Origin of the sequence: Novosphingobium sp. KA1, from assembly GCF_017309955.1 — a bacterium.
In the GTDB taxonomy this organism is placed as follows: Bacteria; Pseudomonadota; Alphaproteobacteria; order Sphingomonadales; family Sphingomonadaceae; genus Novosphingobium.
In genome coordinates this window covers 3,669,003-3,692,679 of the sequence record NZ_CP021247.1, presented here as the reverse complement: position 1 = coordinate 3,692,679, position 23,677 = coordinate 3,669,003, and the positions used below count along the sequence as shown (strand labels likewise).

Here is a 23,677-nt window from a genome sequence, read left to right as displayed (position 1 = left end):
TCAGTCCTGAAGGTTGACCCAGACGTTGCGCACCTGCTGGAACTCGCGCAGGCCCTCGATCCCGCCGAGGCGGCCGTGTCCGGAGTGTTTCATGCCGCCGAAGGGCACACAGGGGGTCATCGCCTCGCCGGAACCGTTGACCTGCACTTGCCCTGCCATCATCTGCCCGGCGACGCGGTGGCCGCGGGCAAGATCGGTGGTGTGGACATAGGCGCCGAGGCCGTAGTCGCTGTCGTTGGCAAGCTGGATGGCCTCGTCCTCGCCGTCGAACGGGGTGACGACAAGGACCGGGCCGAACACCTCGTTCCGGGCGATCTCGCTGCTCGGGGCGACGCCGGCGAGAACGGTGATAGGGTAGAAATAGCCCTCGGCGTGATCGCCTTCCATTCGCCCGCCGCCGCAGAGCGCTTCGGCGCCGGCGGCAACGCCGCGCTGCACCATGCCGTCGATGCGTTCGAGCGCGGTTTGCGAAATGACGGGCCCCATGAAGGTGTCCATCGCAAAGGGATCGCCGACCTTCACGTGCGCGGCCATGGCTTTCAGTATCTGCAGGTAGGCTTCGTAGACCCCGCGCTCGACCAGCAGGCGCGTGCCGTTGACGCAGCCCTGTCCGTTGGCGCTGACCGCGCCCGAGAGGCCGCGCCTGGCGGCGGCCTGCAGGTTGGCGTCGGCAAAGACCATGACCGCCGACTTGCCGCCGAGTTCGAGGCCCACGGGCTTCAGGCTTTCGGATGCGCTGGCGAGGATCTTCCTTGCGGTGGCGCCGCTGCCGATGAATTCGATCTTGTCGATGCCGGGATGGCTGACCATCGCCGCGCCGACGTCCGGCCCGCCGGTGACGAGGTTGACCACGCCTGCCGGGAAACCGGCCTCGTGGACCGCTTCCATCAGCTTCATCAGCGACCAGGGGGCGAGTTCGGGCGCCTTGAGTACCACGCAGTTGCCTGCCGCCAGCGCCGGGGCCATGACCATGGTGGCGGCGAACAGCGGGCCGTTCCAGGGCACGATGATACCGACGGTGCCGTAAGGCTCGTACATCACGTAATCGAGCGCGGGGCCGCCCCAGGTGGAGACGGTGCGGCCGTCGACCTTGTCGGCCATGCCGCCGTAATAGCGGAACTTCTGCGCGGCATCCTGGCTCATGTGGCCGCCCGCGATCAGGATCGAGCCGTTTTCGGCGGTGAGCAGCGGGCTCATTTCCGCGGCCTTGCCCTCGATCACGGCGGCAAGGCGGAACATCAGGTCGCGCCGCTTGTCGCCCGCAAGCGCGCGCCATGCGGGCTGCGCGGCCTTGGCGGCGGCAACGGCGCGGTCGACGTCGGCGGGGCTGGCGAGACGGATCTCGCGGGTGACGCGGCCGGTGCCGGGGTAGACGTGCGCCCAGTCGGCACCGCTGCCGGCACGCGCGCGTTCCTCGCCAATGACCAGTGAAATCTCGGGAAATGCCGAGATGTCAGGATGTTGGAAGCCCATCCTCGTTTCAATCCTCTCCAGTGGGGCGCTTGCTGCCGCTCGGTGGTGGATGGAGAGTATGGAGGCAAATATACGCGGTCAATTGACTTGAATTTGCCGAAAACGTCGTGAAAATGCCGAAAATTTTGCAATAATGTGCTTACTATCGGAGTGATGAATGGTGCGCACACCGGGGCGAAAAAAGGGCACCAATCTGGTCGCCCGCACTACCGAGACCTTGCGCGAACGGATCTTTGCCGAGGCGCCGGGGGTCTTGCTGGGCGGGTTGCATGAACTGGCGCGGGATCTTGCGGTGGGCATCGTCACGCTCCAGCAGGCTGCGCGGGTGCTGGAGCATGAAGGCCTGCTGGAAGTGCGGCGCGGTCCCGGCGGGGGCTACTACGGTGCACGGCCCGATGCGGCGGCGCTGGAACGCGCGCTTTCGTCCTACATGCGGATGAATCCGGCGGGCTATGCGGAAGCGCTCGACATGACGTCGCTGCTGTTCACCGAACTGGCGACGGCGGCGGCGCGATGCAGCGATCCGACCCTGCGAGGGCGGCTCCGCGCCATGGGGGACGAGGCGGCCCACTATTCCACGATGGCCGAGTTCGGGCAGTTCGAGGAAGCCTTTCAGGAACTGCTGTTCCAGATGGTGCGCCGTCCGCTGTTCGAGATGCTGACGCGGGTCACCCTGAATCATGCCGCGCGCCGCGACGGCGCGGTCGTCGGGGTTTCCGGCATCGGGGTGGAGACCTGGCGCGAGGGACGCTTGCGGATCATCGCCGCTATCCTGGCGGGCGATGCCGATCTCGCTCGCTTCGAGGCCAATCGGCAGAACCGGGCGGTGGTGATGGGCGGGACGAGGCCGACGCGAATCGGGTGATTCGAATCCGGGAGGTGAAAAGACTGCTCCGAAGGAGGGCGTGGTCAAATCGGTCCGGCGCTAGATCCTACATCCAATTGGGGAAAAATTCTTTGCGCCATCTCAAAATATAGCATTCTTCCCTAAGGGGAATCAGTTAAGATCGTGCGTGCAACTTAACAGGGGTTTCCTGCCTTATGTCGAAAGATGCACGCATCTATTCCATTGATGGTGGCGCGATTGCGGCACAATCGGACGCAAAAAGCTTGACCGAACAACTTGATGACATCCTGCGGATGCTTCGGGAGGAATTCCCCGAGGCTGCGGCGATCAGTCTTGATTTCAACGGCAAGCTGCATGTCCACATCGATGTTCGCAAGGGGGAGGATGTCCCGCTGCTCGAAGCGCGGCTGTCCTTGCTCGACCCGGGCCTGTTCACGCACATTTCGCGTGGGGCAACGCCGGGTCATCCGTTTTCCCATCGCATCAGCGCAGTGATAAACCGCTGATGGGTTCGGCCGGGCAGGATCCTCGGCCCAAGACATAGGAAAGCGCCGCGCGAGACGGTGCCTGAAGGTTCAGGGACAGCACGCAGAGGTGTCATCTTCCTGGCGGGAAGGTGAGAGGATGCCTGCAGGCGATCGCACCCGATCGCACCCGTTTGCAAGACACTCCGGCAGACCGCTGGCCTCGGTTGAGGGCCCGGTTGCGCCGCGATGCAACAGTGTCGCCAAACCATAATCAAACGGTGATCATTCCGTCATCCACGCCGCCTACGGCGTTTCGCCATTGGCGGCAGCGCGCAGATCCTGCCGCGTCTCAACCTGTTCCTGGAGGGACGAAACTTGACCGACGAGCCGGTGAGACTTTATTCTGGCGCCATGCGCGATTGGAGTGTTCCGAACGACTGCTACGGCCGCACGATCTTCGGCGGCCTGCAGGCCCGTTACTGATGGCGCCGCTGCTTCTGCTGGCCGCTGCGCTCTCCGCCCCCGCCGCAAGCGAGCCCTCTGCGCTTGCCGCCACCGAACTGCGCCGCCTGCCGGCCGAGGAGGCGCGGCAAGGGGCGACTGCCAGCCGCGGCCGGGTCTATGCCATCGGCAATCATGAGATCGGTCGCTACGATGCGCGCAGCGGCAAGCGGGTGGCCGCCTGGTCGGGCGATCCGGTCCGCTATCCGCACATCAATTCCTGCGAAGTCGACGGCCGCGAACTGGTCTGTGCGGCATCCAACTATCCGCAAGTGCCGATGCGCAGCGAAGTGCTGTGGTTCGATGCGAAGACGCTGAAGGTCCTGCGCAGCCAGTCGCTCGGCCATGGTCACGGCTCGCTCACCTGGCTGAGCCGCCACGACGGCGCCTGGTATGCCTGTTACGCGAATTACGACGCCAAGGGCGGCGAGCCGGGGCGGGATCATCGCTTCACCACGCTGGTCCGGCTCGACGACAGGCTCGCCGAAACCGGGGCATGGACCTTCCCGCAGAGCGTGCTGGAACGCTTTGCGCCGCGCAGTTCCTCCGGCGGTTCGTGGGGGCAGGACGGGTTGCTCTACGTGACCGGGCATGATCGGCCCGAGGCCTATGCGATGCGGCTTCCCGCGAAGGGCAGCGTGCTGGAGCATGTGGCCACCATCGCCCTGCCGACTGACGGCCAGGCGGTGGGCTGGGAGCAGGGCGCCAAGGGGCCAGACCGCGTGCTCTGGTCGATCGAGCGCAAGACCTCGCAAGTGGTAGCCAGCAGGATGCCGGTCGTCATGCCCGGCGGGAATTCCGGCGTGGCAGTGGTGTCGCCAAGATAGAATCGGCTTGGATCGTTAAAGATCGCCATCTCGCCAGCCGGGGCTCCGGATTGGCGCTACGGGCGGCGTCTTGGATTGCGTGGCCATGCCGCAAGGGCTGAAACCGAACTGACGCGGCTTCATCGTCGCCGTGTCAGACCGGTTGCCTGGGCGTGCGGGCGGGCGGAAACCCGAAAGGGAGCGACAATGACGGATGGATCGGAAGCAGCGGGCGCACCAATCAGGGGCAGGCCGCATGAGCGGCGGCGTGTACGCATGGCGGGGGCGGGCTGCATGGCCCTGATGCTGGCGGGCCTGTTTGCGGGGCTGTTCGACGGTCAGCCTGCCACGGCGGTGACTGCGCCGCATTCGGCGGTACCCGTCTCGCCGGCGGCAGTGCGGCCGGGTGATCTTTCGGTCATGACCTACAACGTGAAGGGCCTGCCCTGGCCGCTCGCCAGTGGGCGGCCGGCGGCGCTGGCAGCGATTGCAGAGCGATTGGCGGGGCTGCGCCGGGAGGGCCTTCAGCCGCATGTCGTGGTCCTTCAGGAAGCCTTCATTCCCGAGGCCAAGGCGATCGGCCGGCTGGCAGGCTATCCTTACGTCATCGAGGGGCCGCAGTCGCGCCAAGGGCCGTCACTGGCACGCTCGCTCTGGCGCGAATGGCATCTGGGCGAGGGAGCGCCGGCGCAAGTCGACAGCGGGTTGGTGCTGCTGTCCGACCTGCCGGTCCGCAAGGTCGAGCGCGCCGCGTTCCCCGCAGAGGATTGTGCCGGCTACGATTGCCTGGCCGCCAAGGGGGTGCTGATCGCCGATCTTGCTCTGCCGCGCGGTCGCACCGTGCGGGTGGCGACGACCCATCTCAATTGCCGCAAGGCGTCGGGCACCTCGAACGGTCGCAGCGATGCCGCGTTCGGGCGGCAGGCGGCATTCCTCGGGGCGATGCTGGCGCGGCTGCGGGTCGACGGGGTGCCGACGGTGCTGGCGGGCGACTTCAACCAGGGCCAGCGGGCAGACCGTATCGCGATGCTGCACGGCGCGCTCGATGGCGTGCCCGGCGCCGAGCGTCTCGATGCGCTGAGCCGCCGCTTTGTCGCCGATCCTGAAGGCATGGCCCGGCTTTCCGGCGCCGAGTGGATCCGCGAGCGGGCGCGTGACTTGCAGTTCGTGTTTGACGGCGGCGCCGCGCGGCTGGTGCCGACCCGGGTGGACGTGCCGTTCGGTCCGCGGGCCGACGGCACGATGCTGTCCGATCACATCGGCTACACCGTGCACTATGCGTTGCAGCCCACGAACAGGACGTGACGTCAGCGGGCGGGGGTGATGGCCGCTCCCGCCTGCTTGACGAAGCGGGCGAGCGCGCGTGCTTGCGCCTCGGTGTTCCAGGCATGGAACGAGGCGCGCAGCACGTTGCCGCGAAAATCGTGCGCGTAGTCGGCGGTCTTGAGGATTTCCGAGAGAGCCTGCGGATCGTCGCAGGCAAGGCAGAGGGTGCCGCCCCGGTTCGACCAGCCAAGCGATTGCCCGCACTCGTCCTCGAAAGCGGCGATGCAGGCGCGGTTGTTGGCGAGGATCTGCTCCTGTCCGATCGACCGAACGGTGCGAATGCCCTGGGCGGCCAATGCAAAGGGGGCGACCGAGGGGGTGCCGCCCTGGAAGCGGCGCGCGTCGGGGGCATAGCGGAAGTCGCGGATGTCGAAAGCGAAGGGATTTTCGTGCGAAAACCAGCCGACGTCGAGCGGGGCCAGCGCCGGGATCAGGGTTTCACGGATATGGAGGTAGCCTGCGCCGGGCCCGCCGCAGAGCCATTTCACGCAGGATCCGATCACGGCATCCACGCCCCAGTGGGCAGGCGAAAGCGGCAGGATTCCGGCGGACTGGGCGGCATCGACGATACTGACGGCGCCGTGACGGCGGGCCAGCGCCGCGATCTCGGCCAGCGGCGCGACGAGGCCGGTGTTCGAATGGACATGCATCGCGATCACCGCGGCGACCGCACCGTCGCAGTAGCGTTCCCATGTCGCCGGATTGGACGGGTCTTCACAGGCGGGAATGAAGCGGGGCGTGATGCCGAGCCGCGTCAGTGGCGCCAGCACGAAACCGATCGTCGGGAACGCCTGTTCGCTGAGCAGTACCACCTTCTTGCCGGGCGCGAGGTCGAGGCCCGAAAGCAGCGTGAACAGGGCGGCCGAAACGCTGGTCTGCGGGGCGACGCTGGCCGGCTCGACGCCGAGCAGGGCGGCGACCTGCTCGCGGAAGCCGTCGATCGTCTCCAGCCAAAGCGGCCAGGCATCGCCGCCTGCCTGCCGCCAGGGCACCAGCATGCCCGTGTCCAGCGCGGCGGCGGCGGCGCGGGGCTGGCAGCCGACCGAGTGGGCCAGCAGGTAGGCGCCGTTTTCGGCCGGAACGTGGAACAGGTCGCGCAGGTCGCTCATGCGGCTTTGGTGCCGATGCTGGCGCGTACGCGGCCGTAGTCCTGGCCCCAGTCGTCGGTCATTTCCACCCGAACGTCCCACAGCGCGGGGAAGAAACGGTGCCTGGCGCCTGCCTGCAGGAGATCGACAGAACGACCCTTAAGCGATGCAGAACCCATGCCTATCGACCGATGGATCAGGAAAATGTGGTGCCAGCGGAACTTGCCGAAGAGTTCGTCGAGTTCGATCAGCGCTTCGGCCAGGACATAGGCCTCGTCATGGGCAAAACCCTGGTCGTAGAGCTCGCGCACGGTGCGTCCGGCGCCCGAGACATAGGCCTTGTCGAAGCTGTGCCACAGCTCGGGAATGATGCGCAGCAGGATGCGGAAGCCGGGCGATTCCTGCCCGCTGCCGTTGCCGAGCTGGAGGCGGATTTCCTGGTATTCGCGCGGCGACATCGTTTCCAGCAGGTCGAGCTGGGCAATCATCATGCGCATCAGCCGGTGGCAGCGGCCGAGCAGGGTATTGGCCTGGAGGGCGCGCCCCGCGGCGATGCAGTCGTCGATGTCGAGCACGGTCGCCGCCATCAGCTTCATCCACAGTTCCTCGACCTGGTGGACGATCTGGAACTGGAGCTCGTCGGCATTGCACAGCGCGTCCCACGGCTTCTGGCAGGCGAGCAGGCGGTCGGTCCTGAGATAGACTTCGTAATCCAGCGCGGCAGGCGCGGCGAGCTGTTCGTATACCTTGGCGCGATCCATGATCTCTCCCCTTGGTGGCTGATTGTCGGGAGGACGATAGCACCGATGCTTCGAAACATTGGTCTTGATTGGACGGTGATTGCGGGGATCCGGGGAACAGATTAGAGACTTGGGGAAATTCTGTAGGACATTCGTTTCATGCCCGATCTCGATTCCGCCGACATGCGTCTGCTGCGCGCGCTCGAACATGACGCGCGGCTCTCGTTCGCCAGCCTCGGCGAGGCGGCGGGCATGTCCAAGACGCCGACATGGAAGCGTGTGCAGGCGATGGAAAAGGCCGGTGTCATTGCCGGGTACCGCGCGGTGATCGATCCGGCCGGGATCGGCCTGTCGACCAGCGCCTTTGTCCATGTCTCGATCGCGTTCGACCGGCACGAGGCGTTCGAGCAGGCGGTGCAGGACGAACCCGCAGTGCTCGCCTGCCACGCGACGGTGGGGGATTTCGACTATCTCCTGCAGGTCGCCACCGCCGGGGTTCCCGAGCTTGACGACCTGCTGCGCAACCGCCTGCGCCGCCTGCCGGGCGTGCGCCACTTCACCACGACACTGGCGATGCGCGACGTGAAGCCGCGCGCCTACCTGACCGACGCGGCGGGCTGATCAGCCGCGCCCTTGCGGCGTCTCCAGATCGAGCTGCGGTCCCGCCGGCACAATCCCGGTCGGATTGATGCTGCGGTGGCTTTCGTAATAGTGGCCCTTGATGTGCTGGAAGTTGACCGTCCCCGCCACGCCGGGCGTCTGGTAGATGGCGCGCAGATAGGCCTGTAGCGCGGGATAGTCCGCGATCCGGCGCAAGTTGCACTTGAAGTGGCCGACATAGACCGCATCGAAGCGGATCAGCGTGGTGAACAGGCGGATGTCGGCCTCGGTCATGGCATCGCCGACCAGCCAGGGCTGGCGGGACAGGCGGTCCTCCAGCCAGTCGAGGCTCTCGAACAATTGGCCGAAGGCTTCCTCGTAGGCCTCTTGCGAGGTCGCGAAACCGGCCTTGTAGACGCCGTTGTTGACGGTGTCGTAGACCCGCGCGTTCACCGCATCGATCTCTGCGCGCAGGGCTTCGGGATAGAAGTCTCCCGCCCGCGCGCCGAGGCCGTCGAAGGCCGCGCCCAACATGCGGATGATCTCGGCGGATTCGTTGCTGACGATGGTCCCGGTCTGCTTGTCCCACAGGATCGGCACCGTCACCCGGCCGGTATAGTGCGGGTCGGCCTTGACGTAGACTTCGTGGAGGTTGGCCGCGTGGTTCACGCTGTCGGCAATGACGCCGGGGGCGGGATCGAACGTCCAGCCGCGTTCGAGCATCAGCCAGTTGACCACCGAGACGTCGATCATCGCCTCCAGCCCCTTGAGCGCGCGGACGATCAGCGTGCGGTGGGCCCAGGGGCAGGCGAGGCTGACGTAGAGGTGATAGCGCCCCGCCTCGGCCTTGAAGCCGCGCCCGCCTTCGTGGATCGGGGCGCCGTCCGCGGTTACCCAGTCGCGGAACGCGGAATCCTTGCGCACGAACCGGCCGCCGGTCGATTTCGTGTCGTACCAGACGTCGTGCCAGACGCCATCGACCAGCTTACCCATTGTTCTGCCTCGATTCTCTATTGGATTCAGTGAGTATCGGGCATCAGGGCTTGTTCGTAAACCGGTACGAGTCTGTTTGAAAATCCGCCGTGGGCGGATTTTGGCGGCACCGGCCCGCTCCCGTCCCGAAGAACACGAAAAGGTCTGGGGGACCTTTTCGCTGAGGGGGCCGACCACCCACTAAGGTACAATCGTTGGGTGGTCGGGTGGGGGAGCGGGCCGGTGCCGCGGCGAAAATGCCACATGGCATTTTCACAAACAGGATGCGGCGCGCCGGGAGAGAGGCGGGAAGGGCGGGGGGAGCCGCTCTGCCCGGCGCGCCGCAGGCGGTTCGGAAAGGCGAAAGGCTTACCAGCCGATCGCCACCGAACCGCGCAGGGCAAGGTTGGTGTGGCCGTGGCGATCCTCGGCCGAGAGTTCGCCGCCGAGAGTGAGGCCCACGGTGCCGCCGATGGCGCGCAGGCGGGCGTACCAGCCGCTCGTCGCGTCGTCGCCGGTGAGACGGAAGTCCTGCCCGCCGTCGAAGCGGGCGGTGGTCGCGCCCACGCCGCCGCTGACGACCTCGCGCCAGCCGCCTTCGGTTTCCATGCGGAACCAGTTGTCGTCACGGCCCTTGGCGCCCATGAAATCGATGCCCACGGTCATGCCGCCGTTGACGCCGAGTTCGTCGCTGGTGCGCGAGGCGACCGTGAGGTCGAGCGCCTTGCCGCCGCCGGTTTCGGTGTAGCCGTCTTCCTTGAGGCGGATGTAGTCCACCGAGACGCCCGGGCGGAAGTAGAAGTACTTGCCGCCGCCTTCCCACGAGGCGCCGCCCGCGAAGGTGACGAAGTTGCCGTTCCAGCTGCCCTCGATCGCGCGGTTGATCGTCGCGGCGTCCGCCACGCCGACGAACTTGCGCTCGCTGTCATAGCTCGCCCGGCCGATCGAGCCGCGGGCATAGGCGGCCACCGGGCCGCTTTCGTGGCGCCAGTGACCGGCCAGTTCCCACGAGTTCGACTTGATCTCGCTGGCCGCGCCGCGCGTGTAGCGGTTCCACAGGTAGGCGAGGGTACCACCGAAGTAGCCGATATTCGTGGCATATTCCGCGCTGAGCGACATCGCGTAGCCCTGCAGGTTGTAGGCGGCGCTGGCGCCCGTGCCCTTGTCGCTGCCCCAGAACGAGAGGTTCGCGCGGGTGACCAGGCGGGAATCGCCAAAGACCGGGCCCTGCGGGTCCTGAAGCTGGCGGGTCAGCGTGCGCACGCCCATCGAGATGCCCTCGAAGGCGCCGCCGGCATGGTCGGGCAGCATCTCGCTCACATGTTCGCGGAAGGCATCGCCGCTGGTATCGCCGAGGAACACCTTCTCGATGTCGTCATCCTTGGCGAGCGCGGCGAAGATCGCGTTGTAGGCGGTGGACTGCGAGCGGTTGAGGCCCAGTTCCTGCACGGTGCGGCGGGCGACGTCGACAACGATCACGTTGGCCGGGGCGTCCTCGTCGAGCGTGGCCTTGAACATGAAGGGCACGAGGTCGGTCGCGGTTTCCAGCTTGTCGCGGCCGGTCAGCGAACCGGCGGTGAGGACGGTATAGTTGCCTTCGGCGGTGGTGACGTCGGCAAGCCGCAGCGAGAGCTTGGCGCCCTCCGCGAAGGCGGCGTTGCCCGCGACGGTGAGCGCCGTGCCTTGACCCGCCGCCTTGTCGAGCGTGACCGCCAGAACGCCCTTGGCGCCCACCTCCAGCGAGGCGATCGAGGCCGGTTTGTTGACGTCCAGGGTACCGCCGGTGACCTTGACGGCAAGGCCGCCGGAATTGGCCAGCGCGCCCGAGAACACGGCGCTGTCGGCCAGCGTCAGGCTATCGGCGCCGCCGCCGAAATCGGCCGTGCCGGTAAAGCGGGAGGTGCCGGCAAGGCGCATCGCGTCGGTGCCCGAGCCGAAAGTGACCTTGCCGGTCTGCACCGCATCGCCCGAAAGCGCGAGGGTGTCGTTGCCGCCGCCGAAAGTGACGTTGCCGGTCACGGTGCCGTCGGCAATCGTGAAGGTGTCGTTGCCGGAGCCGAGGCGCACGTCGCCGGTGATGGCGGGCGCGGTGTAGGTGGCGGCGACTTCGGTCTGGCGGATGGTCACGTCCGAGGTGGTGCCCGACAGGTCGATGGCGATGTTGCGCCCCGTGTCCGCCTTGGCGCCGGTGGCCGAGATGGTGCCGCTGTTCTCGATCAGCGTGAGCGTGCCGGAGGCATCGCGGATGGCAACCGCGGTGCCGTTCTCGCCGGTCGCCGCCTTGATCGTGCCGGAGTTGCGCAGCGCGGGCAGGCTCGCGCCGGCTTCGATCTTCACGGCGGTGGCGAGCGAGGCGGCGGTGTTGCCGCTGGCGGCGGAGATGGTGCCGCCGTTCTGGAGCTGCGGCGTCGATGCGCCGGCGCCGAGGCGGATCGCGGTGGCGGCGGCGTCCTTGGAATTGCCGGAGACCGAGCCGGTCACGCCGATGCCGTTGGCGATGGTGACGTTGCCGCCCAGACCTGCGATAGAAAGGCCGTTGCCGTCGACGCCGGTGTAGACGCCGTCACCCAGCACCGAGCCTTCGATCTGGAGGCCGAAGCCGCTGGCGGTGCCGGCAACCGGCCCGATCGCCACGTCGCGGCCCGCCGCGCCGATCACCATGGCCGGGGCCTTGCCGTAGGAGGCGATCTTGGCGGTGCCTTCCTTGGCGTCGTCGATGCCGTCGCCATCCTCGTCGGCCTTGTTGGGATCGCTGTCCTTGGGCGGCACGGCGAGCACGATGCCGCCGGAGACATTGCCGCCGATGACCAGCGCCGAGCCGCCTTGCAGCAGATCGTCGGCATCGAGCTTGGAAGGATCGGCGGGGGCGGCGGTGTAGCGATAACCGGTCGAGGCGACAGTGCCCTGGATCACCATCGCGCCGGTCACGTCGCCGCCGAAGCGGGCGGCCACGGCGTTGGCGCCCTGCGCCGAGACCGATCCTGCCAGGCGCACGTTGCCGTTGACCGCGCCGGTCTCGACGCCGACGGTGTTGTCGCCCAGTACGCTGGTGGTGCCGTCATGCAGGAAGGCGCCGTTCAGGGTGCCGCCGATGCGGATGCCGGCCGAATTGTTGCCCTTGACGGTGATCGTGCCGCTCTGGGTGAGCTTGCCGGTGTGATCGCCATCGATCCTGATGCCGGTGCGGTTCGCGCCGAGCGCGAAGGGGCCGTCGAGGTCGCCGTCCTTGTCGGTGTCGGTCGGCGTGTAGGTCTCGTCGATGGTGATGGTGCCGGTGTTGACGATGTCGCCGCTGGTCCCGGCCAGCGCGCGGATGCCGGTGGCGCCGTCGGCGTTGCTGATCGACAGGGTGCCGGCATTGGCGACGGCATTGTTGCTGTCCATCGTGATCGCGGTGCCCGAAGTGAGCACTACCGAGCCGTCCTTGGTCACATTGATCGCATCGGCGGCGCCGCTCTTGATGGTCGAGGTGAGGAGGGGGGCGGTCTTCTTGGTCGTCACGTCTTCCGCGTGAGCGGCATTGGCGGCGGCGGCGACAGCCAGCAGCGCGGTGGAAGCAAGCAGGTAGCGAGGCATCTTCGTCCCTTCAGATCGATCTCGAAGGGGAAGACGGAGGCCTTGCCGGGCGGCCTTGGAAAAAGTTGGGGGCGGGGGCCGGGGGAGGGCTGCTTACGGCCAATTGCGGACTTTCGTTGAACCCGGATGGCTTGCCGATTGTTCACTTCATTCGTCATTCCCGCGAAGGCGGGAATCCAGTAGCAACCTGGCATTGAAAGACACTCGAAGGCAATCCACAGTGGCGCGATCTCGCCACCGACGTTGGCTTCGAAGCGCTGCGTTGACTGGATTCCCGCCTCCGCGGGAATGACGAAGATCTGGGTGCGGATTTGGCATCGGCAACTGGTGTTTTAAAATCCGAACCGGACGGTCGGCTCTCCACCCTTTAACGCTGAAATGCGGACGATCTGTGAGCGCCCCATTGCAGTCGTAAGCGGCACAGATATGTTCAACCGATGAGCGCAAAATTGGAATGGGATGGCGACTGGTCGGAGGTGTCCAGCGAGACGGAGCGAACGTGGCTGGAGGAAGAGCTTGCGCGCGAAGTATGCCCAACGCACTCCCTGTACGGCGTCCGTGCCGTCGCTCTTGGTCGTCGGTGGCGGCGAGACGACGTCCTGTTCCATCTTGAGGACGGGCGCTTTGCCCAAGTGCACCTAACACGCCGTCCAGAGAGCAATCCGCTTTGGCCCTCAACCGAGTTTTTCGCCAGCTTCGACGCTTGGCTAGCGATCCCAGTAGAAGATCGTTGAAGGTCCGCTAACCACCCAAAATCGTCGTCCCCGCGAAGGCGGGGACCCCGCTTTTCCTTCAAGGGTGGAGGTGTGCCTCCAGATAGCGGGGCCCCCGCCTTCGCGGGGGCGACGGGCATGGGAAGGGCAACTTTCCACTGAGGCGCGACATTTCAGCCAGCATGGGCGTCGTCCGGTTATCTTGACCTCTCCACCCGCTCAGGATGAGCGGCGTGGGCGGGGCGATGTTTCCAAGCCCGCCTAGAACTTCGCGTCGAAGCCCAGCCGCACCGTGCGCGGGCGCAGCGGCGTCACCTGTTCGCGCCCGGTCGCCAGCGGGGTGCCCAGCGCGAAGCGGTTGCCGCGCGTGTCGGCGAGGTTGGTGACGCTCAGCGTCACGCCGTGACCGGCATTGCCGAGCCGCACATCGAAGCCGCTGTCGAAGTAGTTGCCCTGCAGCATGCCGAGGTCCGGCCCGATGCCGAGGCGCGATTTGCCGAGGTAGCTCGCCCAGGCATTGCCGGTGAGGGCAAGGTCCTCGCTCACCTCGCGGTTCCAGGTCAGCGCGGCGCGTCCGGCGAAGCGGGCGATGTTGGGCACCTGCATCGCCAGCGCTTCCACGGTGCTGGCGGCAAACGCATATTTCAGCGCGCCTTCGTAGTCGGGCTTGTCGATCCGGCTGTGGTTGAACGCCGCGCCCGCCTCGAAGCGCAGGCCTTGCACGATCCGCACGCCGCCCGAAAGGCTGGCCGACCAGACGCGGCCGTTGCCGATGTTGGCGGTGCTGGGCAGGCCGGCGCTGTCGGTGAAGTCGGCCTGGATGTCGCGCCAGCGGGTGTAGGAGAGGCTGAGCGCCAGATCGAACGGGCTGACCCCCGCGCGGCCATGGCGGGCGCCGATCTCGGCCGTGCCGGTGCGGTCGTTGCGGAAGCGGCGCACGTAGTCGCTCTCGATCGCGAAGCCGCCGGGGCGGAAGCCCTGCTGGTAGCGGAAGTAGAGCTGGTCCTCGGGCGAGAACTCGGCATGGAGCGCGAGCGAGGGCAGGAAGGCGGTGAAGGTGCGCCGCGCCGTCACCCCGCGCGCGGCAAGCACGACGGCCATCTGGTCGCTCACGTCCTCGCCGTTGCCGCCGAGCCGGGCACGGGTGAAGCGCCCGCCCGCGGTGGCGGTGAAGGGGCCGGTCAGGTGCAGGCTGGCTTCGCCGTAGAGCGTGAATTCGCCGACGGTATTGCGCACGCCGGTGGCGGAACTGCGCGCGGCGAGTGCCTCGAAATCGCGCGTCAGCCGGGTGCGGTTGTGCGTGTAGCTGGCGCCGAGCAACCAGCCGAAACCGTGGCTCTGGGGCTGCCAGATGCGGGTTTCGTGCGCGAACATGCGGGTGGCGTTGGCTTGCTCGAACAGGCGCGCCGGGCCGTCCGGCTCGCTGGCGTCATAGCGCTCGTGGAGGTTCTGCCGCACCGCGCCGGTGGTCGAGCGCAGTTCCAGTCCGCCGATCCGGCCCGAGAGCACCACTTGCCCCAGCGCATAGTCCGCGTTCGAGCCCTCGCGCACGCGGGCGGAACTTTCCAGCGCCTTGCCGTCGCGGTCGGCATACTGGCTGTCGTCGGCCTCGGTGGACTGGGCGAGGCCGATCACGTCCACCGTCCACTCCGGCGCCAGCTTCACCCGCAGCGCCGCCCGTCCGCCGATGAGGTCGGTGCGGTTGACGTTCTTGCGGTCCATCAGCGGCTTGTCGATGTAGCCGCCGTAGCTGGCGGTATCGAGCGTGGCGCGAAAGGCGGCGACGTCTTCCACCACCGGCAGGTTGACGGTGGCGCTGAGGTCGGCCGAAGGCGCGCCGTGCTGCGTCACCGCGCCGCCCATCATGATCGCGCCGCCGGTACGCGCCAGCTCCGGCGCATTGGGGACGAGGCGGATGATCCCGCCCAGCGATCCGGCACCGTAGAGCGTGCCTTGCGGGCCTTCCAGAACCTCGACGCGGGCAAGGTCCGAGAGGCGCAGGTCCGGATCGGGGGCATTGTAGGTCAGGCGCATGTCGCCGAGATACTGGCCCACGGTCGCCTGGGTCGGGCCGGTGAAGCTGGAATCGGCGATGCCGCGGATGAACAGCTTGTTGCGCCCGCTGCCAAGGTGGGTGGAGGCGACCGTGGCAAGGCGGCGGACGATCTTCTCGCTGCCGCCGATGCCGCCGCTCTCCAGCGTGTCGCCGCCGATCACGGTGACCTGTGCGGGGATCTGCTCCAGCCGGAGGTCGCGCTTGCTGGCGGTGACGATGATCGGCGGATGCGGCGCATCCGGGATGCGGATGGCGACGGGGGCGGCATTGGCGGGCGGTTCGGCCACGACGCGCCCTTTGGGCGGCAGGGCTTCGAGCCGCCAGGCCGCCTTGCCGACCGGAACCGCACGGGCGCGGGCCGCGCGGGCCAGACGCGCCACGGCGTCGCGCGCGCGCATCCGGCCGCGCAGGGCCGGGATATGCCGCCGGGCCAGCGCGGGATCGGCGATGACGATGCTGGTTCCGGTCTGGCGGGCGAGATCGCTGGCGGCGGTGCCGGCCTCGCCCTCGCGCGTGGTCACCATCCCGGCGTCGTCGGCGGCGGCCCGCGCCGGCGCGCCGAGCGGCAGTTGCAGGACCATCGCGGCCGTCAGCAGGAGAGGCGCGCGGCGCATCGGGTCAGGGCTTGCCGATCATCCAGCGGTCGCCCTCGCGGCGCACGTCGAGGCCGAGCAGGGCGCCGATCATCTGCGGATCGTCGCGCACCGGGGTGACGAGGATGCTGCCCGAAATCGCCATGTCGGCGCCGGGGCGGGCGGCAAAGGCGATGCCGGTCGCGCGGCTGAGGCGGTCGGCGACCTCGCGCAAGGGGGCGGCGTCGAAGGTCAGCCGGCCTTCGCGCCATTCGCCGACTTGCGAGGGCGCGACTTTGCCGAGGGTGACGGCGCCCGCCTCGGCCACCAGCCGGTCGCCGGGGGCGAGGCGCAGGTTCTCGGCCCCGGGATTGTAGCCGACCGCGCCTTCGGCAACGCCGACACTGAGGTGCGCGCCCTCGCGGGAGACGTCGAACACGGTGCCGAGGTCGACCAGCGTGGCATCGCCCGCCTCGACATGGAACGGGCGCGCGGCATCGTGGCGCACGGTGAACAGCGCCTGTCCCTTGTCGAGCACGGCGTAGCGGGCGTCCTTGTGATCGAGCTGGATCACCGTGCCGCCGGCAAGATCGACGCGGGTGCCGGCTTCCAGATCGAGCGTGCGCATCTGCCCCGGCGCGGTCTCGACCGTGTAGAGATCGCGCGACGAGGCATGCCACACCCAGATACTGCCGATGACGGCGAGCGACGCGGCCACGGCGCCGCCCAGCCAGAGGCGGCGGGGCGCGGCGGGTACTTCGTCGTCGTTGGCGGCGGGGCTGGCGGGCTGGGGTGCCTGCGCCGCAAGTTCCGCGGCTTCCGCCGCCGCTGCGCTGACCGCGTCATAGGCGCGGGCATGGGCCGGGTCGGCCTCAAGCCACTGCATGAAGCCATCCCAGTCCTCGAAACCGGGGTCGCCGGTCAGCACTGCCCACCGGGCCGCGGAATCGCGGATCGCATCGTCGCGCATCGTATCCTTACCTGTCATCGCGCGGACCTCCTGCAGCGATGACGGAGACAAACGGCTCAAGCCTCATCGCGGCGTTCCTTCCATTCGCCGAGCGCGCGATAGGCGATGCGCAAGTCGCTTTCCACCGTGCTGAGGCTGACGCCGAGTTCCGAGGCGACCTCGCGCTGCGCCACGCCGTCGATGCGGTGGCGGCGAAAGGCGCTGGCGGCACGCGGGCCGAGCCGGTCGAGCACGCGCAGGACCGCGGCGGCTTCCTGTGCGGCGGCGGCGCGGCGCTCCGGCGAGGGTTCGGCGGACACCCCGGCAAGATCGGAGTGCACCTCGGTCCAGTCGCGGTCGCGCTTGTCGGCCTGGCGCTGCGAGCGGTAGCGGTCGATCATCAGCAGGTCGGCCATGCGCATCAGGTAGGGCAGGGGGGAGGCAACCGGGCCGGGAGTGGTCGCCTGGATGCGCAGCCAGACTTCGTGCAGCAGGTCCTCCGCCGCATCGCCTGCGCCGCGAGCGCGCAAAAAGCGCAGCAACGCATCGCGGTGTGCAAGGAAGGCGGCTTCGAGGCCGGCACCGGGGGAGGGCGAAGTCACGGAAATGGCTGGGTCGGTTCTTGTAGTCGCGGCGCTTCAGATAGACGTTCGCGGCGCTGAGGGGAAGAAGTCGTTTTGCTGCAAGTACGCAGGAAAAAGGCGGCTCCTTTCGAAGCCGCCTGCTCGCGTTACTTGTGATGGTGTGAAATCAGTCGCGGCTCTTGCCGAAGGCGACGATCTGCAGCAGGCCGCCGGCCATCGCCACGTTCTTGAAGAAGTGGATGAACTGGTTCTGGTCGGCGAGGTCGTTGTGGAAGAAGGCCGCGGTGACCAGGCTGAAGACCGCCAGCACTGCCGCCACGGTGCGGACCCGGTAACCCGAGATCAGCACGAGGCCGCCGATCACTTCGACCACCACTGCGCCCGCCAGCGCTGCGGCGGGGAGGGGCAGGCCGGCCGAGGCGATATAGGCCATCGTCGCTGTGGGGGCGGCCAGCTTCGAGAGGCCGGAAAGGATGAAGATCGCCGCGATCAGCACGCGGCCGACCAGCGGCAGGTGGCGCACGAGCGTGGTTTCGGTGGCGGTGGATGCGGTCTGGGTAGCAGTGTTCATGGCATGATTCCCTGTGTGTTCGGTTGCAGCAGGGCCGGCCATTCGTCGCACCGGCGCCTCTTGATGGGCAGAAGATGGCGCGGTTCGGCGATTTCGAAAATGCTTATAAAGTCATCTCGATTGTTCGAGGATATGGAATAGTCTGAGGGAGAAAAGGGACCGGCAGCGCGACGGGGGGTGGGGTGCTGCCGGTCCCGAGGTGTTCGGAAGATGGCCGGGGCCGGGTCCGAACGGGGTCTTGGCGCGCTTGATGCCAGGACCGTAAGAACAACAAGTCTGCGCGGCGGGCGGAGGCCGCTGCCGTAAAAGGGTTCAGGCCGACTTGCGGGCCAGCCGGTCGATCCGCCAGGCCCGCGGGGTGGTGCCCACGGCCTTGCGGAACAGCCGCGTCAGGTGCGCCTGGTCGGTCAGCCCGCAGGCGCAGGCGATCTGCGAGAGCGAGTCCCGGGTTTCCATCATGAGCCGCTGCGCGCGGTGGATGCGCCGGCGGATCAGGTAGCTGTGCGGCGGTTCGCCGACGCTCGACTTGAAGGCGCGGCTGAAATGGCCGGTGCTCAGGCGCACCAGCGCGGCGAGATCGTCGCAGCCGAGCGGGGCGGCGAGGTTCTCGTCGACGTGGCGGATCACCTTGCGCAACTGCCATTCGGCCAGACCGCCCCGGGCCAGCGGTTCGGAGCCGGGTGCCCCGGACGAGGGGAAGGCCGGAACCCTTGCGGCGATGGCGGTTTCAAGACCTTCCGGTCCGGCCTGGCCGGGGGAGGGAAGCGGTTGAAGCATGGGGGATTACTCCAGTCTCTGCTTGCCGGATTACAGTGGATTGATCCGGGAAAACGAAGTGATTCGCCAGTGCTTTGTTTGTACTTCAATTGCTACGATTGATTTTCACTTTAAAAACAACTTTTAATTAACGCGAATTTTACCATCCTCTTCGGCGCTCTTCTGCGGGAATGTTTGGGAGGCGCCCTTCGGGCATTTTCGAACAAACGGCCTCTCAGATATCGGGCAGTTCGGCGCTCGACGGGTCCAGCGCGCTTTGTGCGACGAAGCGGTCGATCAGCCAGGCCGCGGCGGGGCCGGGCGGGGTGTCGCGCCGCCAGATGCCGGCGAACCGGTAGATGCCGCCCGGCTGGTCGGGCATGCTGAGGCGGATCAGGGTGCCGGCGACCAGGTCGGGCTCGATCATCGGCAGCGGCATGTTGCCCCAGCCGATGCCCTCGCGCAGCAGCGCGTGCTTGGAGCCAAGGTCGGCGAGGCGCCAGGTCTTGGGGCTCATCACCGCGAAGTCGCGGCCTTCGGTGAAGCGCGAGCGGTCGGACAGCACCAGCTGCGTATAGTCGCGCCCCGCCCCCGGCGCGATCTCGGTCATGCGGCCGAGCGGATGGTCGGGCGCGGCGACGGGGACCATGGCGACCGATCCCATCGAGACGCTTTCCAGCCCCTCGACCCCGGCAAACAGCGGGCCGGACAGGCCGATCGCGGCGGTGCCGTCGAGCACCATGGCGGTCACCGCGCCGAGCGCCTCGACATGGAGGCGCAGCTGCACGGTGGGAAACTCGGCGGCAAAGGCGCGCAGGATCACGCCGAGCCGCTCGGCCGGGTACATGACGTCGACAGCGAGATCGACTTCGGCTTCCAGACCGTCGAGCAGGCCTTTGACTTTGGCACGCAGCCCGTCGATCCCCTCTGCAACGCCGCGCGCCTCGGCGAGAACCGCGCGGCCGGCGACGGTCAGCTGCGGCTTGCGGGTGCCTTCGCGGTCGAACAGCATCAACCCCAGTTGCCCCTCGAGGTTGGAAATCCCATAACTGATCACCGAAACCGCGCGGTTCAGCTTGCGCGCCGCGCCCGCGAAACTGCCGGTGTCCACCACGGCAAGGAAGATGCGAAGCTGGTCGAAGGTGGGCGTGCCCGGGTTGCTCACGTAATTACCGCTCCGCTTTTCAACTTGGTGGAATAGTACGGTCGATTTTATCCATCTGATCTGGAAAGATGGCAAGGGCTATATGGGTCTTCGACGAGGCGGACACCGGATTTGACCGGTATCCCCGCCAAGACAGGAGATTTAGGACCATGATCGAACTTCGCCCCTTCGACAGCCTCGGCGGCGCCAACCACGGCTGGCTCGACGCCAAGCACCACTTCTCGTTCGCCGGCTACCACGATCCGGCCCGCGTCCACTGGGGCAACCTGCGCGTCTGGAACGACGACGTGATTGCGCCCAAGACCGGCTTCCCGCCGCACCCGCACCGCGACATGGAAATCATCACCTATGTCCGTGAAGGCGCGATCACTCACCAGGACAACCTGGGCAACAAGGGCCGCACCGAGGCCGGCGACGTTCAGGTGATGAGCGCGGGCACCGGGATCCAGCACTCAGAATACAACATGGAAGACGTCGAAACCCGCATCTTCCAGATCTGGATCATCCCCACCCGCAACGGCGAACAGCCGAGCTGGGGCTCGCGTCCCTTCCCCAAGGGCGAGCGTTCGGGCCAGTTCGTGACGCTGGCTTCCGGCTACGAGAACGACAACGATGCCCTGCCGATCCGCACCGACGCCAAGGTCGTGGCGGCCACGCTGAAGGCTGGCGAGACCGCCGAATACCCGCTGGGCAAGGACCGCAAGGCCTACCTCGTTCCGGCCACCGGTGCGGTGCAGATCGATGACGTTCGCGTCAACGCCCGTGACGGCGCCGCGATCAGCGATCTCGACGTGCTGCGGGTGACCGCGATCGAGGACAGCGAAATCGTCCTCGTCGACGCCGCCTGATAACAAAAGCCTGATAACAATAGGGGCGGGCCCCACGGGTGCCCGCCCTGCCTTTTACGGAGAGCCGATCATGTCCGTGCATTCTTCCGATGTCGAAGGCGTTGACCTCGTCATCCTTCCCTCGGTCCGCGACCTTGGCGACGGCTTCAAGGTCCGCCGCGCGCTGCCGGTCGCGCAGCGCCGCATGGTTGGCCCCTTCATCTTTTTCGACCAGATGGGCGAGGCGGTGTTCAAGTCGGGCGAAGGCCTCGACGTGCGGCCCCACCCGCACATCGGTCTTTCCACGCTCACCTATCTGATCGAGGGCGAGATCCTGCACCGGGATTCGCTGGGCTCGGTCCAGCCGATCCTCCCCGGAGAGGTCAACTGGATGACCGCGGGCAGCGGCATCGTCCATTCCGAGCGCACCTCGCCGGAAAACCGCGCCAGGGGCGGCAAGCTGTTCGGGTTGCAGACCTGGGTGGCGCTGCCGAAGGAGCACGAGGAAATCGGCGCCTCCTTCGCGCACCACAAGGCGGACGAGATGCCCGTCAGCGAAGATGCCGGCACGCGCTTCACGCTGATCGCCGGTACGTCCGACGGCATGACCTCGCCGCTGAAGACCTATTCGGACATGATCTATGCCGACATCGTGATGCTGGACGGCGCGCGCTATCAGCTCAAGGCCGAGCATGTCGAGCGGGCGGTCTACGTCGTCAGCGGGGCGGTGGAAGTCGTCGGCCAGAACGGCACGTTCGGCGAGGGCGAACTGGTGGTCTTCCAGCCCGGCGCCGAACTGGTGCTGCGCGCCAAGGGGCACACTCGGTTGATGCTGCTCGGCGGTGAGCCGCTGCCCGAACAGCGCCATATCTTCTGGAATTTCGTGTCCTCGTCGAAGGATCGCCTCGAACAGGCGAAGGAGGACTGGAAGGCCCAGCGCTTCCCCGCCGTGCCCGGCGAACCCGACTTCATTCCGCTTCCTGCCTGAAAGGCCCGGCCATGACCCAAGCAACCGCCACCATCGGCCAGACCCCCTGGCGCACCGAAATCGTGGTGGGTGGTCACGCCATCACCGCCGACGAACCTGCTTCGCTCGGCGGGCAGGGCCTGGGGCCGGCGCCTTACGACCTGCTGCTCGCCAGCCTCGGCGCCTGCACCGCGATCACGCTGAAGATGTACGCCGCGCGCAAGGGGTGGCAGTTCGGCGAGTTGACCGTCGACCTCGCGCTCAAGGGCGGGAAGGGCGATCTGCACATTGCCCGCACGCTGACCATCACCGGGCTGGATGACGAACAGAAGGCCCGCCTTGCCGATATCGCCGAGCGCACGCCGGTGACGCTGACGCTGAAGAACGGCCTGCCGATCGAGACGCGGCTGGCGTGACCGGGCGGGGTGACCGGCTAACGCTCCACCCACACCAAACACTTCGTCATCCCCGCGAAGGCGACGGGGTGTTGTTGGACGAATGATTTGCACGCTATCCTTCAACCCCGCTCAGCCTGAGCTTGTCGAAGGCCCCGGAGGCTGGGCGCAACGCATGCACTCTTCGACAGGCTCAGGATGAGCGGGCGGGGTTGGAAAGCACGCGCTGCAAGCGGCCATTCCTGCATAAAAAGCGCTTGGAACCGGCCCGCAAATCGCACAGGGTCCGGCGATGGCCGCGCCTTTCGGGGGGTGCGCGGCGCCAAGGAGCACAAGACGGGTCCCATGCATATCGCTTCATCCGAGCCGGGTGAACGTGCCAAGCCGCAGCGCTGGTACAGCCACCTCTATTTCCAGGTTCTCGTCGCCATCGCGCTGGGCGTTTTGATCGGCCATTTCCGCCCCGATGCGGGCGAGGCGCTGAAGCCGCTGGGCGATGCCTTCATCAAGCTGGTGAAGATGGTGATCGCGCCGGTCATCTTCCTCACCATCACCACCGGTATCGCGGCGATGCGCGACCTCAAATCGGTGGGCCGCGTGGCCGCCAAGGCCTTTGCCTATTTCCTGTTCTTCTCCAGCCTGGCGCTGGTGGTCGGCCTGATCGTCGCCAATGTGGTGCGGCCGGGGCACGGGCTCAACATCGATCCCTCCACGCTCGATGCCTCCAAGGTCGCGCTCTATTCGGAAAAGGCGCACGAGACCTCGCTCACCGGTTTCCTGATGGCGATGATCCCCGAGACGTTCCTCTCCTCGATGACCGAGGGGAACATCCTGCAGGTCCTTGTCGTCGCGATCCTGTTCGGTGTCTCGCTCGCCATGCTGGGCGACCGCGGCGCCCCGGCGCTGTCGCTGCTGGAAACGATCTCGCTGGTCTTCTTCAAGCTGGTGTCGATCGTCATGAAAGCCGCGCCGATCGGTGCGTTTGGCGCCATGGCCTTCACCATCGGCAAGTACGGCGTGGAAAGCCTTGCGAACCTCGCGGGGCTGGTGGCGACCTTCTACCTGACCTCGGCGCTGTTCGTTTTTGTGGTGCTGGGCACGGTGGCGCGTCTGTGCGGGTTCTCGATCTTTGCGCTGGTCGCCTACCTCAAGACCGAACTCTTGCTGGTGCTGGGCACTTCCTCCTCCGAAAGCGCGCTGCCGCTGCTGATGGAAAAGCTGGAGCGCGCGGGCTGCCCGCGCCCGGTTGTCGGCCTTGTGGTGCCCACCGGCTACAGCTTCAACCTCGACGGCACCAATATCTACATGACGCTGGCCGCGCTGTTCATCGCGCAGGCCTGCAACGTCCACCTCTCGCTGGGTGAGGAACTGCTGCTGCTGGGCGTTGCCATGCTCTCGTCCAAGGGCGCGGCGGGGGTGACCGGCGCGGGCTTCATCACGCTCGCGGCCACGCTCTCCATCGTGCCTTCGGTGCCGGTGGCGGGCATGGCGCTGATCCTGGGCGTCGACCGTTTCATGTCCGAATGCCGCAGCCTGACGAACTTCATCGGCAATGCCGTGGCGACGGTGGTGGTTTCGCGCTGGGAACGCGCGATCGACATGGAGCGCTTCCGCGCGGTCATCGGCAATCGCGGCGAGGGCCATTCTGAAGCGCCGCCGCCGGCGGTCGGTGCCGGGTAACCGCAGGTGCATTAATTGCAATCGTCACGGCGTGACACGGCATCGT

20 protein-coding genes are annotated in these 23,677 nt (G+C 67.2%); 9 read left to right on the top strand and 11 right to left on the bottom strand.

What is annotated here, in order from left to right:
- Positions 1-1,473: an aldehyde dehydrogenase gene (locus tag CA833_RS17660; RefSeq protein ID WP_207078798.1), complete on the bottom strand. Its 1,473-nt coding sequence runs from the start codon at positions 1,471-1,473 to the stop codon at positions 1-3.
- 157 nt (positions 1,474-1,630) lie between these two features.
- Between CA833_RS17660 and CA833_RS17655 the strand changes: the two genes are divergently transcribed.
- The 4 genes from CA833_RS17655 to CA833_RS17640 all read left to right on the top strand — a co-directional run bounded on the left by CA833_RS17655 (position 1,631) and on the right by CA833_RS17640 (position 5,399).
- Entirely contained in the window at positions 1,631-2,338 is a 708-nt protein-coding gene (locus CA833_RS17655) for a FadR/GntR family transcriptional regulator (protein WP_207078797.1), read from the top strand.
- Between the two features lie 176 nt (positions 2,339-2,514).
- The gene (locus CA833_RS17650; RefSeq protein WP_242526178.1) at positions 2,515-2,826 is read left to right on the top strand and encodes a hypothetical protein; all 312 of its coding nucleotides are present in this window, start codon (positions 2,515-2,517) and stop codon (positions 2,824-2,826) included.
- A gap of 443 nt (positions 2,827-3,269) precedes the next feature.
- Positions 3,270-4,115 carry a hypothetical protein gene (locus tag CA833_RS17645; RefSeq protein ID WP_242526177.1) on the top strand — a complete coding sequence of 282 codons (846 nt, stop codon included), beginning with the start codon at positions 3,270-3,272 and terminating at the stop codon, positions 4,113-4,115.
- Between the two features lie 273 nt (positions 4,116-4,388).
- Entirely contained in the window at positions 4,389-5,399 is a 1,011-nt protein-coding gene (locus tag CA833_RS17640; protein WP_207078796.1) for an endonuclease/exonuclease/phosphatase family protein, read from the top strand.
- A 2-nt stretch (positions 5,400-5,401) separates the two neighbouring features.
- Here the strand turns inward: CA833_RS17640 and CA833_RS17635 are convergent, their stop codons facing one another.
- Both CA833_RS17635 and CA833_RS17630 read right to left on the bottom strand, forming a co-directional pair.
- Positions 5,402-6,529, bottom strand: coding sequence for an aminotransferase class V-fold PLP-dependent enzyme (locus tag CA833_RS17635; RefSeq protein ID WP_207078795.1), 1,128 nt, complete (start codon positions 6,527-6,529; stop codon positions 5,402-5,404).
- Entirely contained in the window at positions 6,526-7,269 is a 744-nt protein-coding gene (locus CA833_RS17630; protein ID WP_207078794.1) for a tryptophan 2,3-dioxygenase family protein, read from the bottom strand. The genes CA833_RS17635 and CA833_RS17630 overlap by 4 nt, the downstream gene beginning before the upstream one ends.
- A 138-nt stretch (positions 7,270-7,407) precedes the next feature.
- Between CA833_RS17630 and CA833_RS17625 the strand changes: the two genes are divergently transcribed.
- Positions 7,408-7,869, top strand: a complete 462-nt coding sequence (locus CA833_RS17625; RefSeq protein ID WP_142632939.1) for an Lrp/AsnC family transcriptional regulator — start codon at positions 7,408-7,410, stop codon at positions 7,867-7,869.
- Here CA833_RS17625 and CA833_RS17620 read toward each other — a convergent pair whose 3' ends face one another.
- From CA833_RS17620 to CA833_RS17585, 8 genes are all read right to left on the bottom strand, one after another.
- Entirely contained in the window at positions 7,870-8,841 is a 972-nt protein-coding gene (locus CA833_RS17620) for a glutathione S-transferase family protein (RefSeq protein ID WP_207078793.1), read from the bottom strand.
- A gap of 348 nt (positions 8,842-9,189) precedes the next feature.
- Positions 9,190-12,396 (bottom strand): autotransporter outer membrane beta-barrel domain-containing protein, encoded by a 3,207-nt coding sequence (locus CA833_RS17615; RefSeq protein ID WP_207078792.1) that lies wholly within the window; start codon positions 12,394-12,396, stop codon positions 9,190-9,192.
- Between the two features lie 974 nt (positions 12,397-13,370).
- Positions 13,371-15,779 (bottom strand): TonB-dependent receptor, encoded by a 2,409-nt coding sequence (locus tag CA833_RS17610; RefSeq protein WP_207078791.1) that lies wholly within the window; start codon positions 15,777-15,779, stop codon positions 13,371-13,373.
- Between the two features lie 4 nt (positions 15,780-15,783).
- A complete protein-coding gene (locus CA833_RS17605) occupies positions 15,784-16,725 on the bottom strand; it encodes a FecR domain-containing protein (protein ID WP_242526176.1) in 942 nt (313 codons plus the stop codon).
- A gap of 38 nt (positions 16,726-16,763) precedes the next feature.
- Complete coding sequence (locus tag CA833_RS17600) at positions 16,764-17,288, bottom strand: RNA polymerase sigma factor (RefSeq protein WP_142632949.1); 525 nt, start codon at positions 17,286-17,288, stop codon at positions 16,764-16,766.
- A gap of 148 nt (positions 17,289-17,436) precedes the next feature.
- Positions 17,437-17,841, bottom strand: a complete 405-nt coding sequence (locus CA833_RS17595) for a DoxX family protein (RefSeq protein WP_207078790.1) — start codon at positions 17,839-17,841, stop codon at positions 17,437-17,439.
- 312 nt (positions 17,842-18,153) lie between these two features.
- On the bottom strand, positions 18,154-18,618 hold the full coding sequence (locus tag CA833_RS17590; RefSeq protein WP_207078789.1) for a helix-turn-helix domain-containing protein: 465 nt from the start codon (positions 18,616-18,618) through the stop codon (positions 18,154-18,156).
- Positions 18,619-18,832: 214 nt separating this feature from the next.
- A complete protein-coding gene (locus CA833_RS17585; RefSeq protein WP_207078788.1) occupies positions 18,833-19,762 on the bottom strand; it encodes a LysR family transcriptional regulator in 930 nt (309 codons plus the stop codon).
- Between the two features lie 149 nt (positions 19,763-19,911).
- On the opposite strand from CA833_RS17585, the gene CA833_RS17580 reads away from it, so the two are divergent.
- The 4 genes from CA833_RS17580 to CA833_RS17565 all read left to right on the top strand — a co-directional run bounded on the left by CA833_RS17580 (position 19,912) and on the right by CA833_RS17565 (position 23,631).
- Entirely contained in the window at positions 19,912-20,610 is a 699-nt protein-coding gene (locus tag CA833_RS17580; protein ID WP_207078787.1) for a pirin family protein, read from the top strand.
- Positions 20,611-20,680: 70 nt separating this feature from the next.
- Positions 20,681-21,577 carry a pirin family protein gene (locus tag CA833_RS17575; protein WP_142632958.1) on the top strand — a complete coding sequence of 299 codons (897 nt, stop codon included), beginning with the start codon at positions 20,681-20,683 and terminating at the stop codon, positions 21,575-21,577.
- 11 nt (positions 21,578-21,588) lie between these two features.
- Entirely contained in the window at positions 21,589-21,972 is a 384-nt protein-coding gene (locus CA833_RS17570) for an OsmC family protein (RefSeq protein WP_207078786.1), read from the top strand.
- A 324-nt stretch (positions 21,973-22,296) separates the two neighbouring features.
- Positions 22,297-23,631: a dicarboxylate/amino acid:cation symporter gene (locus tag CA833_RS17565; protein ID WP_207078785.1), complete on the top strand. Its 1,335-nt coding sequence runs from the start codon at positions 22,297-22,299 to the stop codon at positions 23,629-23,631.
- Positions 23,632-23,677 lie beyond the last annotated feature (46 nt).